The organism is Mycobacterium pseudoshottsii JCM 15466, from assembly GCF_003584745.1.
Taxonomy (GTDB): domain Bacteria; phylum Actinomycetota; class Actinomycetes; order Mycobacteriales; family Mycobacteriaceae; genus Mycobacterium; species Mycobacterium marinum.
On sequence record NZ_AP018410.1, the window covers coordinates 2,412,320 to 2,426,530 of the forward strand.

Consider the following 14,211-nt stretch of genomic DNA (forward strand, 5'->3'; position numbering starts at 1 on the left):
GTAGTGTGTCGCTCATGCCTAACAGCATCGGGGGTCCCATGATCGCGTCGTCGATCCTGTCAGCTGACTTTGCCCGGCTAGCCGACGAAGCCGCTGCGGTGCGCGGTGCCGATTGGTTGCACGTCGACGTGATGGATGGTCACTTCGTGCCCAATCTGACGCTCGGGCTTCCCGTGGTGGAGAGTCTGCTGGCGGCCAGCGACATTCCAATGGATTGCCATCTCATGATCGACAACCCGGATCGGTGGGCTCCGCCCTACGCCGAGGCCGGGGCTTACAACGTCACGTTTCACGCCGAGGCCACCGACAACCCGATCGCGGTGGCCCGCGACATTCGCGCGGCCGGTGCGAAAGCCGGGTTCAGTGTGAAACCGGGAACCCCGCTGGATCCCTACCTCGAGATCCTGCCGCACTTCGACACCCTGCTGGTGATGTCGGTGGAGCCCGGCTTCGGCGGACAGAGTTTCATTCCCGAGGTGCTCAGCAAGGTGCGGACGGTACGCAAGCTGGTCGATTCGGGTGAGTTGACGATCCTGATCGAGATCGACGGCGGCATCAACGCAGACACCATCGAGCAAGCGGCGGAGGCCGGCGTGGACTGCTTCGTCGCCGGGTCGGCGGTGTATGGGGCCCAGGATCCCGCTGCCGCGGTGGAGGCACTTCGGCGACAGGCCGGGGCCGTTTCCAGCCATCACGGCCGGTGAGCGCCAGATGACAGTCGAACAGGTCAAGAGCCTCGAAGAGGCGATGCGTCTGGCGATCGAGCAGTCGATGCTGGTCAAAGGCGCGACGTACCCGAACCCGCCGGTCGGCGCTGTCATTGTCGACCAGGAAGGCCGGGTCGTCGGCATCGGCGGCACCCAGCCCTCCGGTGGTGATCATGCCGAGGTGGTGGCGCTGCGCAAGGCGGGTGGCTTGGCGGCCGGCGCCATAGCGGTGGTCACCATGGAGCCCTGTAACCACTTCGGCAAGACTCCGCCATGTGTGAACGCGTTGATCGAAGCCAGGGTCGGAACGGTGATATACGGCGTCGCCGACCCCAATGGGATCGCAGGTGGGGGCGCGGGGCGGCTGTCGGCCGCCGGCCTGAAGGTGCGATCCGGCGTGCTGGCCGATCATGTGGCGGCCGGACCGTTGCGGGAGTGGTTGCACAAGCAGCGCACCGGGTTGCCGCATGTGACCTGGAAGTACGCCACGAGTATCGATGGCCGTAGCGCTGCCGCCGACGGTTCCAGCCAGTGGATTTCCAGCGAGGCGGCCCGTGCGGATCTGCATCGGCGCCGCGCCATTTCCGATGCGATCGTGGTCGGTACCGGCACCGTGCTGGTTGACGATCCAACCCTGACCGCCCGGCTGTCGGATGGTTCCTTGGCGGCCGAGCAGCCGCTGCGCGTGGTGGTGGGCAAGCGTGACATTCCGCCCGAAGCCAAGGTGCTCAACGACGATGCGCGAACGATGATGATCAAGACCCACGAGCCGGTGGAGGTCCTGCGAGCCCTCTCCGACCGCACCGACGTGTTGCTAGAAGGGGGTCCGACCCTGGCCGGGGCCTTCTTACGGGCCGGAGCCATCAACCGCATCCTGGCCTACGTGGCGCCGATCCTGCTCGGCGGCCCGGTCACCGCCGTTGACGACGTGGGCGTGTCCAGCATCGCGCACGCATTGCGCTGGCAGTTCGACGGCGTCGAGCGGTGCGGCCCCGACCTGTTGCTCAGCCTGGTGTCGCGCGAGCGACTCACGGCCGGGGCGCTACGGCCGGTTCCTCCGAGATCTCCGGTTCTTCCGCGTGCTCCTTGCGTTCGCTGACCAGCAGACCCAGCACCGCACCAAAGACGCACACAAACGCGGTGATCGTGAAGATTTCGCCGTACATCAAGGCGAATGCCTGTTGGTATTGGGCTCCGATCGCGGCCGCGCGCTCGAGCAAGGTCGCGTCGGGCGGTACGGCCGCCGACAATCCCGCCAGGATCTGGTTGAACCGGTACAGACCCCAGGCGCTCAGCGCGGCCACACCGATCAACATGCCGGTCATCCGCGCGACCACCACCGCCGCCGAGGCGATGCCATGTTGGGCGGCCGGTACAACTCGCAGCGTGGCCGACGACAGCGGCCCAATCACCAGGCCAAGCCCTAGGCCGGCCACCAGCAGGTCGGCGTGCATGGCGGGCACGGTGAACAAGCCGAAGATGATGTGCCGATAATCCGGCAGATCGACGGGCCAATGCGAAATCAGCAAATAGCCGCCGGCGGCGATCAGTAGCCCGACAAACGTCACCGCCCGGTCGCCGACTCTGGTGGCAATCCACCCGCCGGTCACCGCGCCGATCGGAAGGGCGATCAGGAACCACAGCAGCATCCCCGCCGCCTGGGTCTGGTCCATGCTCAGCACGCCCTGGCCGAACAACTCCACGTTCACCAGAGTCACCATCAGCGCGGCACCCGCGGCCACCGATGAACCCAGGGCGGCCAAGAACGGCCGGAAGTGCACCCCATTCGGGTCGATCAGCCGGGTTCGAGCGAACCGCTCCCAGGCGAAGAACGCCACCGCGGCCACGATCGCGCCGGTCAGCACCGGTAGTCCGTAGCTCGGCAACACCTCTTTGCCGTCCGGGTTGGGGTTGTACAGCCCGATGACGGCGAGCCCCAACGCGATTGCCAGCAGCGCACCGCCAACCAGGTCGATCTTCTCCGGCTCTGCGTTCTTGTCGTGCGCCGGCAGGCTGAATTGGATCATCAGCATGGCGATCGCGGTCAGGGGGACGTTGATCCAGAAGACGTCTCGCCAGTCATGGAACAACCAGACGATGAAAATCCCGTAGAGCGGCCCCAGCACGCTGCCGAGTTCCTGGGCGGCTCCGATACCGCCGAGGACGCCGGCGCGGTTTCGTTGTGCCCACAGATCCGCACCCAGCGCCAAGGTGATCGGCAGCAGCGCACCGCTGGCCACACCTTGAAGTGCCCGGCCGGCGAGCAGCATATGGAAATCGCCGAAATGCCCCGCCAGCGCGGTGACCACCGAGCCGGCGGCGAAGCCGAGCAAGCTGACCTGCAGCATCAGCTTGCGGCCGAACCGGTCGGAAGCCCGTCCCAGCAGCGGCATCGCGGCGATGTAGCCGAGCAGATACCAGGTGACGATCCAGGTGATCCGCTGCAATTGGTTAACCGGGATGCCGACGCTGCCCATGATGTCGCGCATGATGGTGACCACGACGTAGGTGTCGAGGGCGCCCAACAATACCGCCAGGCTGCCGGCGCTGATGGCGACGCGGCGCCCTGTCTGCGTGCTCATCAGCTCACCGGGGGCTTGCTGACGCTGACCTGCTCGCCCCACTTGGACAAGGTCATCTCGACGGAATTGCCCGACCCGCGATCCAGTTTGGCTTGCACCAGCTGATGGTCACCGTTCTCCTGAATCCACACGGTGCCCGGCACGGGTTCTGTTGCATTGAACGGGGGCGCGATCTGGTTCACCGCCTCGGCAGTGACCTTTCCGGTGATCCGGATCGTGGTCTGTCCGTCGATGGTGTCGCGACCGTCGGCCTTGGCGTCCTGGAGATTGGCCAGCACATTGGCCAGGCCAACTTGCGGGTTCAGGATCTGCGACGGGTCGTAGATGTCGGCAGCCGGGCCGAAATCACTCCACTTGTTCGGGGTGAGGGTGGCATACAGGGTTCCGTCCACCACCACGAAATCGGCGTCGATCGCAGATCCGCCGAGCGTGAGCTCGACGTTTCCCTTCGCGGCGGTCGGGTTGGTGGTCAGATCGCCGGAGAGCGTCTTCATCGACAGGCCGGGGATCTTGCCGTTCACGGTGAGGACCAGGTGCGCGCTCTTGAGGTTCCTGGTGAGCTCGGTTGCTTGCTTCACCAACGGTGTCGCATCGGGTAGTGGTCCGCCGCTGTCCTTCGTGCCCGACGAGCAGCCGGCAACCAGGGCGGTGGCGGTGCCGAGGGCGGCGAGGACAGCGAATAGACGGCGGCGGGTCTGCATACCCTGCATCGTAGAGGGGGCCGCCGACCGGGTCGGGCAACGCGGGGTGTGCAGCGCGCTACACAACGGCGTTTGTCGCGGCCCGCGAGGGCCAATTAGCCTGGTGCAATGTTCACCGGAATAGTCGAGGAACTCGGCGAAATCACCGACCGGAGCACCCTCACCGATGCGGCACGCTTGACCATTCGTGGCCCGATCGTTACCGCCGACGCCGGTCATGGTGATTCGATCGCAGTCAACGGTGTCTGCCTGACGGTGGTGGAGGTGCTCGCCGACGGCCAGTTCACCGCCGATGTGATGGCCGAGACGCTGAACCGGTCCAACCTGGGGGAACTACAGGTCGGTAGCCAGGTCAATTTGGAGCGTGCCGCGGCCGTCAACAGCCGCCTCGGTGGGCACATCGTCCAGGGCCATGTCGACGGGACCGGCGAGATCATCGCCCGGAGCCCGTCGGAGCACTGGGAAGTGGTGCGCATTCAGGTCCCAGCGACGGTGGCCCGCTATGTCGTGGAGAAGGGATCGATCACCGTCGACGGCATTTCCCTGACCGTCTCCGATCTAGGTGCGCAGCCTCGGGACTGGTTCGAGGTTTCGCTGATTCCGACCACCCGAGAGCTCACCACGCTGGGACAAGCGCCGGTGGGTACGCAGGTAAACCTGGAGGTGGACGTGATCGCCAAATATGTCGAACGACTGATGCAATCCGGACCGACAGCCGACCCGGCGCACTAGCGCGGTAGGAAACCGGTCAGAATCAGCGGGCAGGGACCTCAAAGCCGCAAGACAGTAACTGTGGCGGTGCGGTAGTCCATACTGATTGCAGCACGTGAAACATCTCGTGTGAGTAGGTCTGACAGCAAGGTAGCAAAGATGACGAGGTTGGACTCCGTCGAGCGAGCGGTTGCCGACATTGGTGCGGGCAAGGCTGTCATCGTCATCGATGACGAGGACCGCGAGAACGAGGGCGACCTGATCTTCGCCGCTGAGAAGGCAACACCGGAGCTGGTGGCGTTCATGGTGCGCTACACCTCTGGGTACCTGTGCGTCCCGCTGGATGGAGCGGTGTGTGACCGGCTGGGACTGCTGCCAATGTACGCGGTCAACCAGGACAAGCACGGTACCGCCTACACCGTTACGGTGGATGCGAAAAATGGCGTGGGAACTGGTATTTCAGCTTCCGACCGAGCGACCACGATGCGGCTGCTTGCGGATCCGGCGAGTGTGGCCGAAGACTTCACCCGTCCCGGTCACGTCGTTCCGTTGCGCGCCAAGGACGGCGGGGTGTTACGCCGCCCGGGCCATACCGAGGCCGCGGTGGACCTGGCCAGGATGGCTGGCCTGCAGCCCGCGGGCGCGATCTGTGAGATCGTCAGCCAAAAAGATGAAGGGTCGATGGCCCAGACCGACGAGCTGCGGGTCTTCGCCGACGAACACGGGCTGGCACTGATTACCATCGCCGACCTGATCGAATGGCGGCGTAAGCACGAGAAACACATCGAGCGCGTTGCCGAGGCCCGGATTCCGGCCCGGCACGGGGAGTTTCGCGCCATCGGATACACTAGCATCTATGAAGACGTCGAGCACGTTGCACTGGTGCGCGGCGAGATCGCCGGGCCGAGCAGCGACGGCGACGACGTATTGGTGCGGGTGCACTCGGAGTGTCTGACCGGCGACGTTTTCGGGTCACGTCGTTGTGACTGCGGGTCCCAGCTCGACGCGGCCATGGCCATGGTCGCCAGGGAGGGGCGTGGGGTGGTGCTGTACATGCGCGGACACGAGGGCCGCGGCATCGGGTTGTTGCACAAGCTGCAGGCCTATCAACTCCAGGACGCCGGGGATGACACCGTCGACGCCAACCTCAAGCTCGGTCTGCCCGCTGATGCACGCGACTATGGGATCGGGGCCCAGATTCTGGTTGATCTGGGGGTCCGTTCGATGCGGCTGCTGACCAACAACCCGGCAAAGCGGGTAGGGCTGGACGGTTACGGTTTGCACATCATCGAGCGGGTCCCGTTGCCGGTGCGGGCCAATGCGGAGAACATTCGCTATCTGATGACCAAGCGCGACCGGATGGGACATGACTTGACCGGATTAGACGACTTTCACGAATCGGTGCACCTGCCAGGGGAATTCGGTGGTGCTTTGTGAGCGGTGGCGCCGGCATTCCGGACGTGCCGGCGTTCGACGCTTCCGGCGTTCGGCTGGCTATCGTCGCCAGCACCTGGCACACCAAGATTTGTGATGCCCTGCTCGCCGGTGCGCGCAACACGGCTGCCGATTCCGGAATCGACAACCCGACGGTGGTGCGCGTCCTGGGGGCGATGGAAATTCCGGTGGTGGCACAGGAACTGACTCGAAATCACGACGCTGTGGTCGCGTTGGGTGTGGTAATACGTGGTGAGACACCGCATTTCGACTACGTTTGTGATGCGGTGACCCAGGGTCTGACCCGGGTCTCGCTGGACTCCTCCACGCCGGTGGCCAATGGGGTTTTGACCACCAACTCCGAGGAACAGGCGCTCAACCGGGCTGGCCTGCCAACCTCAGATGAGGACAAGGGCGCGCAGGCGACCGCGGCGGCGTTGACCACCGCGTTGACCCTGCGCGAGCTGCGTGCTGAGTCATGACCGACGAAGCACAACGCGCCGAGTGGGACGTCGTCTTGCGTCCCTACTGGACACCGGTTGTCGCGTACACCGCGGCGATCCTGATCGTGGCGGCGCATGTAGCCGGTGGATTGTTCCTCAAGGTAGGCTCGAGCGGGATGATATTTCAGACCGGTGATCAAGTGGCGATGGGCGCCCTCGGGCTCATTCTCGCCGGTGCTGTGCTGCTGTTCACCCGACCGCTGCTAAGGATCGGTGCTGCGGGCATCTCGGTGCGTAATCTGTTGGGCTATAAGCTGATTCCTTGGAAAGACGTGGTCGGTGTGTCGTTTCCTGGGGGGAGTCGCTGGGCGCGAATCGACTTGCCCGATGACGAGTACATCCCGGTGATGGCGATTCAGGCCGTGGACAAGGAGCGTGCGGTGGCGTCAATGGACGCGGTGCGCTCCCTGCTGACCCAATATCGCCCGGACCTGCCCACCCGCTGAGCCGCGCTACGATCTACCGATGACGCGTCTTGGGCGTAGCTGCGCGGCGGTGGTGTTGCTCGTCGTGGTGGTGGCGATGGCCGCGTGCACCAATTCCGTTGCCGGTCGCGCGATTCGGGCCTCCGGTCAGCCGCGTGCCCACATCTCGGCTCGTGACTTGTTGTTGCAGGATGGGGACAACACGCCGCTGGGGCCGGCGTCTTCGACTCGGGTGGGCGAAACCTATTTCACCAGCGCCCGGCCACCCGAATGCACGGCCGCGGTGTTGTTCAAAGGTTCGCCGCTACGGCCACCGGGCTCGGCGGACTTCGCCGAGTCCGCATACCGAGTGCAGGCTACGGCGATGTATGCCGAGTCGGTCGATGTCTACAACAGCCCGTTGAATCCTCACGACGTGGTGCAGAACGGATTCCGCACGGTGTCGCAATGCCATGGCGATGCATTTGCCGGGTATCCGGCGGGGGAGTTCGGGCCGATCACGCTCAAGTCCTTCGGCACTCCGGCTGAGGGTGTGCTGGTGTGGAGCATGGGCCGTTCGGATTGGAACTGCGACTACGGACTGGCGGTGGTGCCGCGGGCCGCTCTGGTCATATCCGCGTGTGACCAAAATTCCGGATTTCCGATGGCGGAGTGGGCGGTCACCCGACGGGCGCAGCTCGACGACCGGGTCTGACACGAGTCGGGGGAAGTGTCGCCATCGGCCGCTAGGGTCGAACGTATGTTCGAGTACTGGTATGCCTCCCGTCCGACGGCGGAGTCGAATGCGCTGTTGGAGAGGGCGCGAGAGGCATCTCGCCGGGAGGCTGCGGCCGCGGCCGAACGGCTGGACGTGGTCGGTGCATTGTTCGTGCTGCGGTGCCGGGAGTCCGGCGACCGTGCCGAATGGGCGACGGATACTTGGGAGGCGGTCGCCGCGCAGGTGGCTGCCGCATTGCGAACCAGCGTGGCGATAGGCTCGAGCTATTTGCGTTATGCGATGGCGATGCGCAACCGATTGCCGAAGGTGGGGCAGGCCTTTCGCGCCGGAGATATCGATTACCGGGCATTCCAGACGATCGTGTTTCGCACCGACCTCATCACCGACGCCGAGGTGCTGGCGAAGGTGGACGCACAGCTCGCCGCGCTGTTGGCGCGATGTCCTGCGGTAACTCGAGGTCGGCTGTCCGTTGCGATCGATCAAGTGGTGGCCGATGTCGATCGCGATGCCGTGCGCCGCGTTGCCGAGGCGGCCGACGGTCGATTCGTCGATGTGGATGTGATCGCCGACGGTTCGGGCTTGGCCGCGCTGGCCGGAAGCGTGCTCGCGACCGCGGGGCGAGCCTTTGACCGGCGCCTCGACGAGCTTGCGAACACGGTGTGCGCCGCCGACCCGCGCACCCGTGAGCAGCGCCGTGCCGACGCGGTGGGGGCGCTGGTGGCGGGCAGTGATCGGTTGGCGTGCGGCTGCACGTCCGCCGATTGCACTGCCGCAGCGCGGTCAGCTCCGAGCAAGGTGGTGATTCACGTCGTTGCCGATCAATCGACTGTCGACGGAACCGGTCACACGCCCGCTGTGTTGCTCGGCGCCGAAGGGCTGATCCCGGCCTCGTTGATCGCCGAGCTGGCCAAGGTCGCCACACTGCGGCCGCTGATGCGACCGTCAGGGCGCCCCGAGTCCGGATACGCGCCATCAGCGGGGCTCGCCGAATTCGTGCGGTGCCGTGATCTGACGTGTCGAGCACCCGGCTGCGACCAGCCGGCAGTTTGCTGTGATCTGGACCATACCGTTGCATGCGGTGACGGCGGGCACACGCACGCGTCGAACCTGAAGTGCCTGTGCCGCAAACACCATCTGCTGAAAACGTTCTGGGGCTGGCGCGACCTGCAGCTACCCGACGGCACGGTGATCTGGCTGCTGCCCGACGGGCACACCTACGTGACCACCCCGGGTAGCGCGCTGCTGTTTCGGAACCTATGCGTGCCGACCGGGGAGCTACCGCCAATCGTGGGCACGGCCGGCAGCCCCCGCGCTGGCCGAGCGGCGAGGATGCCGACCCGTGCCCGAACCCGCGCACAAAACCGGGCGAATCGCATCGACACCGAGCGCCGATGCAATCGCAGGGCACTGGAAGCCGTCGGCGGCGTCCACGCCGACCGGTACGACACCCCGGAGCCGACAATCGGTCCCGACGAGCCGCCGCCCTTCTAGCGGCTACTAGCCTGGGTACGTGCCAGATCCCGCGACGTATCGCCCCGCGCCCGGGTCCATCCCGGTCGAGCCGGGGGTGTACCGATTCCGGGACCCGCATGGGCGAGTCATCTATGTCGGCAAGGCCAAGAGCCTGCGCAGCAGGCTGACGTCGTATTTTGCCGACATCGCGCACTTGCAGCCGAGGACCCGCCAGATGGTGACCACCGCCGCAAAGGTCGAGTGGACGGTGGTCAACACAGAAGTCGAGGCGCTGCAGCTCGAGTACAACTGGATCAAGGAATTCGATCCTCGCTTCAACGTTCGCTACCGCGATGACAAGTCATATCCGGTGCTGGCCGTCACGCTCAACGAAGATTTTCCCCGGCTCATGGTCTATCGCGGTCCACGGCGCAAAGGGGTCCGCTATTTCGGGCCCTACTCGCACGCGTGGGCGATCCGCGAGACAGTGGATCTGCTTACCCGGGTGTTTCCGGCGCGCACCTGCTCGATGGGAGTGTTCAAGCGGCACAAGCAGATAGACAGGCCATGCCTGCTCGGCTATATCGACAAGTGCTCGGCTCCCTGTATCGGCAGGGTCAGCAAAGAGCAGCATCGCCAGATTGTCGATGATTTCTGCGACTTTCTCTCCGGTAAGACCGACCGATACGCCCGCGAGCTGGAACAGCAGATGAACGCCGCTGCGGAGAACCTCGACTTCGAGCGCGCCGCACGGCTGCGAGATGACCGGTCTGCATTGAAGCGCGCGATGGAAAAGCAAGCGGTGGTGCTGGGGGACGGCACCGACGCGGACGTGGTGGCATTTGCCGACGACGAACTCGAGGCGGCGGTGCAGGTGTTCCATGTCCGCGGCGGTCGGGTCCGCGGTCAGCGCGGCTGGGTGGTCGAAAAGCCCAGTGCACCAGATGTTTCGGTCGAGGAACAGTTGGTGGAGCAATTCCTGGCTCAGTTCTATGGCGACCAGGCGGAGTTGGGCGGTGCCGCCGATGAGTCGGTCAACCCGGTTCCCCGCGAGGTACTGGTGCCGTGCCTGCCCTCCAACGCCGACCAACTGTCCAGCTGGTTGTCCGGCTTGCGCGGCTCGCGGGTCACGCTGCGCGTGCCGCGCCGCGGAGACAAGCGCGCGCTGGCCGAAACCGTGCAGCGAAATGCGAAAGAGGCGCTGCAGCAGCACAAGCTGAAGCGGGCCGGTGACTTCAACGCCAGATCTGCTGCACTGCAGAATATTCAGGAGGCGCTCGGGATGGCCGATGCGCCGTTGCGCATCGAGTGCGTCGACATCAGCCACGTGCAGGGCACCGATGTGGTCGCCTCGCTGGTGGTCTTTGAGGACGGCCTACCGCGCAAGTCCGACTACCGCCACTTCGCCATCCGGGAAGCGGCTGGGCAGGGCCGCTCCGACGACGTCGCATCCATTGCCGAAGTGACTCGACGCCGGTTCCAGCGCCACCTGAGTGAACAGAACGATCCGAATCTGCTTTCCCCGGAAGGAAAATCTCGCCGATTCGCCTATCCGCCCAATCTCTATGTCGTTGACGGCGGTGCGCCGCAGGCCAACGCCGCCAGCGCCGTTCTCGAGGAGCTGGGTATCGTCGACGTCGCGGTGATCGGCCTGGCCAAGCGGCTGGAAGAAGTATGGGTGCCCTCCGAGCCGGATCCGATCATCATGCCGCGTAACAGCGAGGGCCTTTACTTGCTGCAGCGGGTGCGCGACGAGGCGCACCGATTCGGCATCACCTACCATCGGAGCAAGCGATCCAAGCGGATGACGGCGTCGGCGCTGGATGCGGTGCCCGGATTGGGAGAGCACCGTCGCAAGGCGCTCGTCACCCATTTCGGATCGATAGCCCGCCTCAAGGAGGCCACCGTCGACCAGATCACCGCGGTACCGGGTATTGGCGTAGCAACGGCAACTGCCGTGCTCGAGGCGTTGCGTCCCGACCAGCCGGGGGGTGCCCAATGACCAACCATATTGCGGGTGGCGGAAATCTGCCCGGTCCAGAAGGCGACGCCTCGGCCGGTATCGACGTGGTGCTGGTGACCGGGCTGTCCGGGGCGGGCCGCGGCACGGCGGCCAAGGTACTAGAGGACCTGGGCTGGTATGTCGCGGATAACCTGCCTCCGCAGCTGATCACCCGAATGGTGGATTTCGGGCTGGCGGCCGGATCGCGCATCACCCAACTCGCCGTGGTGATGGACGTTCGGTCACGGGGCTTCACCGGCGACCTGGATTCGGTGCGCAACGAACTGGCCACCCGCAACATCACCCCCCGAGTGGTGTTCATGGAGGCGTCCGACGACATGTTGGTGCGCCGCTACGAACAGAATCGCCGTAGCCACCCGCTGCAGGGCGGGCACACACTTGCTGAGGGGATCGCCGCCGAGCGCAAGATGCTCGAGCCGGTGCGCGCCACCGCTGACCTCATCATCGACACGTCCACGCTCTCGGTGCGCGGGCTGCGGGAGAACATCGAACGAGCTTTCGGCGGCGACGCCGCGGCGATCACCAGCGTCACCGTGGAGTCCTTCGGCTTCAAGTACGGACTGCCGATGGACGCGGACATGGTCATGGACGTGCGGTTTTTGCCCAACCCGCACTGGGTCGACGAGCTGCGGCCACTGACCGGCCAACACCAGGCGGTCAGCGACTACGTCCTGGGCCGGCCTGGCGCGTCCGAGTTTCTGCAGACCTACCATGAGCTGCTATCCCTGGTCGTGGAGGGCTATCGCCGGGAGGGCAAGCGCTACATGACGGTCGCGATCGGCTGCACCGGTGGCAAGCATCGCAGCGTCGCCATCGCCGAAGCACTGGTGGGGCTGCTGCGGTCGAATTCGCGACTTTCGGTGCGGGTACTGCACCGGGATCTGGGCCGCGAATGAATTCACGGGCGAGCCACAGCATCGTTGCTTTGGGTGGCGGACACGGGCTATACGCGACGCTGTCGGCGGCTCGTCGGCTCACTCCCTACGTCACCGCGATCGTGACCGTTGCCGACGACGGTGGATCCTCGGGTCGGCTACGTAGCGAACTCGACGTGATACCGCCGGGTGATTTGCGAATGGCGCTGGCGGCCTTGGCATCCGACAGTCCGTACGGCCGACTTTGGGCGACCATTCTGCAGCACCGGTTCGGTGGCAGCGGCGCGCTGGCCGGGCATCCGATCGGCAACCTGTTGCTGGCCGGCCTGTCCGAGGTGCTGGCCGATCCGGTAGCCGCGCTCGACGAACTCGGACGCATCCTCGGTGTCAAGGGCCGGGTGCTGCCGATGTGTCCGATTGCGCTGCAGATCGAAGCCGACGTTTCCGGGCTGGAGTCTGATCCGCGGATGTTCCGGCTGATCCGCGGCCAGGTGGCGGTGGCCACCACCCCGGGAAAGGTGAGACGGGTGCGGTTGCGGCCGGCCGACCCACCGGCGACCCGCCAGGCCGTCGACGCCATCATGGCTGCCGATCTCATCGTCTTAGGTCCCGGGTCGTGGTTTACCAGTGTGATTCCGCATGTGCTGGTGCCGGGGCTGTTCGCGGCGTTGCAGGCCACGTCGGCGCGTCGCGCGCTGGTGCTCAACCTGGTGGCCGAGCCGGGGGAGACGGCCGGTTTCTCGGTTGAGCGTCACCTGCACGTCCTGGCCCAACATGCCCCGGGGTTCACGGTCCACGACATAATCATCGACGCGGACCGGGTGCCTAGCGATCGAGAGAAGGAGCAACTTCGCCGCACGGCAACAATGCTTCAGGCCGAGGTCCACTTCGCCGACGTTGCCCGACCTGGTACACCTTTACATGACCCGGGCAAGCTAGCGGCCGTCCTGGATGCAGTGCGGGTCCGTGACAGGGACCTCACGACGCCTCCGGTGACGAGTCCGCAGGAGATACCGATCGAGGGCGGACGTCAACAGACCGGCGGGCCCGGGGCGGGTGGCAACAAACCGAAGGGTGACGACGCGTGGCGATGACGACTGAAGTCAAGGACGAACTGAGTCGCCTAGTAGTCAAATCGGTCAGCGCCCGGCGCGCTGAGGTCACTTCGCTGCTCAGATTCGCCGGGGGCCTGCACATAGTGGCTGGGCGCGTCGTCGTCGAGGCCGAGGTGGATCTGGGCAGCATCGCGCGGCGGCTGCGCAAAGACATCTTCGACCTCTATGGCTACAGCGCGGTGGTGCACGTGCTGTCGGCCAGCGGGATCCGCAAGAACACCCGGTACGTGCTGCGGGTCGCCAACGACGGCGAAGCGCTGGCGCGTCAGACCGGACTGCTCGACATGCGGGGCCGTCCGGTGCGTGGCCTGCCGGCCCAGGTGGTCGGCGGCAGTATCGGCGACGCGGAAGCCGCGTGGCGGGGCGCCTTTCTGGCGCATGGGTCACTGACCGAACCCGGGCGCTCGTCGGCCCTCGAGGTCAGCTGCCCGGGCCCGGAAGCTGCCCTGGCGCTGGTGGGGGCCGCCCGCAGGCTCGGGGTGGGTGCCAAGGCCCGTGAGGTCCGCGGAGCCGATCGCGTGGTGGTGCGCGACGGCGAGGCGATCGGTGCCCTGCTGACCCGAATGGGGGCGCAGGACACCAGGCTGGTCTGGGAAGAGCGCCGGATGCGTCGCGAGGTGCGCGCGACGGCCAACCGGCTGGCCAATTTCGATGATGCCAATCTGCGCCGCTCGGCGCGCGCGGCGGTGGCGGCGGCCGCCAGGGTGGAACGAGCGCTGGAGATCCTCGGTGACACGGTGCCCGATCATCTGGCCTCGGCCGGCAAACTGCGTGTCGAGCATCGCCAGGCGTCGCTGGAGGAGCTGGGCCGCCTCGCCGATCCACCGATGACGAAAGATGCTGTGGCGGGTCGGATTCGGCGGCTGCTGTCGATGGCCGATCGCAAGGCGAAGGTGGAAGGAATTCCCGACACCGAATCGGCGGTGACGCCCGACTTGCTCGAGGATGCGTAGTCCGCGCAAGCA

The 14,211-nt window shown here is 65.8% G+C and carries 13 protein-coding genes and 1 pseudogene; 12 read left to right on the forward strand and 2 right to left on the reverse strand.

Annotated features, from left to right (window positions below; all coding sequences use genetic code 11):
- The first annotated feature begins 5 nt into the window (after positions 1-5).
- Entirely contained in the window at positions 6-704 is a 699-nt protein-coding gene (gene rpe, locus MPSD_RS11020; protein WP_086084666.1) for a ribulose-phosphate 3-epimerase, read from the forward strand.
- Between the two features lie 7 nt (positions 705-711).
- Positions 712-1,728, forward strand: a pseudogene (ribD, locus tag MPSD_RS11025) (bifunctional diaminohydroxyphosphoribosylaminopyrimidine deaminase/5-amino-6-(5-phosphoribosylamino)uracil reductase RibD); the annotation flags it as partial.
- Between the two features lie 7 nt (positions 1,729-1,735).
- On the opposite strand, the gene MPSD_RS11030 reads toward ribD, so the two are convergent.
- Both MPSD_RS11030 and MPSD_RS11035 read right to left on the reverse strand, forming a co-directional pair.
- Positions 1,736-3,289, reverse strand: coding sequence for an MFS transporter (locus tag MPSD_RS11030; protein ID WP_020787835.1), 1,554 nt, complete (start codon positions 3,287-3,289; stop codon positions 1,736-1,738).
- Positions 3,289-3,990 carry an LppX_LprAFG lipoprotein gene (locus tag MPSD_RS11035; RefSeq protein WP_036426705.1) on the reverse strand — a complete coding sequence of 234 codons (702 nt, stop codon included), beginning with the start codon at positions 3,988-3,990 and terminating at the stop codon, positions 3,289-3,291. The genes MPSD_RS11030 and MPSD_RS11035 overlap by 1 nt, the downstream gene beginning before the upstream one ends.
- 108 nt (positions 3,991-4,098) lie before the next feature.
- On the opposite strand from MPSD_RS11035, the gene MPSD_RS11040 reads away from it, so the two are divergent.
- The 10 genes from MPSD_RS11040 to whiA all read left to right on the forward strand — a co-directional run bounded on the left by MPSD_RS11040 (position 4,099) and on the right by whiA (position 14,199).
- Positions 4,099-4,722 carry a riboflavin synthase gene (locus MPSD_RS11040; RefSeq protein ID WP_011739904.1) on the forward strand — a complete coding sequence of 208 codons (624 nt, stop codon included), beginning with the start codon at positions 4,099-4,101 and terminating at the stop codon, positions 4,720-4,722.
- Between the two features lie 138 nt (positions 4,723-4,860).
- Entirely contained in the window at positions 4,861-6,138 is a 1,278-nt protein-coding gene (locus tag MPSD_RS11045; protein ID WP_086084667.1) for a bifunctional 3,4-dihydroxy-2-butanone-4-phosphate synthase/GTP cyclohydrolase II, read from the forward strand.
- Complete coding sequence (gene ribH / locus MPSD_RS11050; protein WP_020787833.1) at positions 6,135-6,617, forward strand: 6,7-dimethyl-8-ribityllumazine synthase; 483 nt, start codon at positions 6,135-6,137, stop codon at positions 6,615-6,617. Before MPSD_RS11045 ends, ribH begins: the two co-directional genes overlap by 4 nt.
- Entirely contained in the window at positions 6,614-7,084 is a 471-nt protein-coding gene (locus MPSD_RS11055; protein ID WP_020787832.1) for a PH domain-containing protein, read from the forward strand. The genes ribH and MPSD_RS11055 overlap by 4 nt, the downstream gene beginning before the upstream one ends.
- A 19-nt stretch (positions 7,085-7,103) precedes the next feature.
- Positions 7,104-7,757, forward strand: a complete 654-nt coding sequence (locus tag MPSD_RS11060; protein WP_086084668.1) for a hypothetical protein — start codon at positions 7,104-7,106, stop codon at positions 7,755-7,757.
- Positions 7,758-7,802: 45 nt separating this feature from the next.
- Positions 7,803-9,272, forward strand: coding sequence for an HNH endonuclease signature motif containing protein (locus tag MPSD_RS11065; RefSeq protein WP_020787831.1), 1,470 nt, complete (start codon positions 7,803-7,805; stop codon positions 9,270-9,272).
- Between the two features lie 19 nt (positions 9,273-9,291).
- On the forward strand, positions 9,292-11,235 hold the full coding sequence (uvrC, locus tag MPSD_RS11070; protein WP_036426703.1) for an excinuclease ABC subunit UvrC: 1,944 nt from the start codon (positions 9,292-9,294) through the stop codon (positions 11,233-11,235).
- Positions 11,232-12,152 (forward strand): RNase adapter RapZ, encoded by a 921-nt coding sequence (rapZ, locus tag MPSD_RS11075; protein WP_020787829.1) that lies wholly within the window; start codon positions 11,232-11,234, stop codon positions 12,150-12,152. Before uvrC ends, rapZ begins: the two co-directional genes overlap by 4 nt.
- A complete protein-coding gene (locus tag MPSD_RS11080; RefSeq protein ID WP_086084669.1) occupies positions 12,149-13,225 on the forward strand; it encodes a YvcK family protein in 1,077 nt (358 codons plus the stop codon). Before rapZ ends, MPSD_RS11080 begins: the two co-directional genes overlap by 4 nt.
- A complete protein-coding gene (whiA, locus tag MPSD_RS11085; RefSeq protein ID WP_012393992.1) occupies positions 13,222-14,199 on the forward strand; it encodes a DNA-binding protein WhiA in 978 nt (325 codons plus the stop codon). Before MPSD_RS11080 ends, whiA begins: the two co-directional genes overlap by 4 nt.
- Positions 14,200-14,211 lie beyond the last annotated feature (12 nt).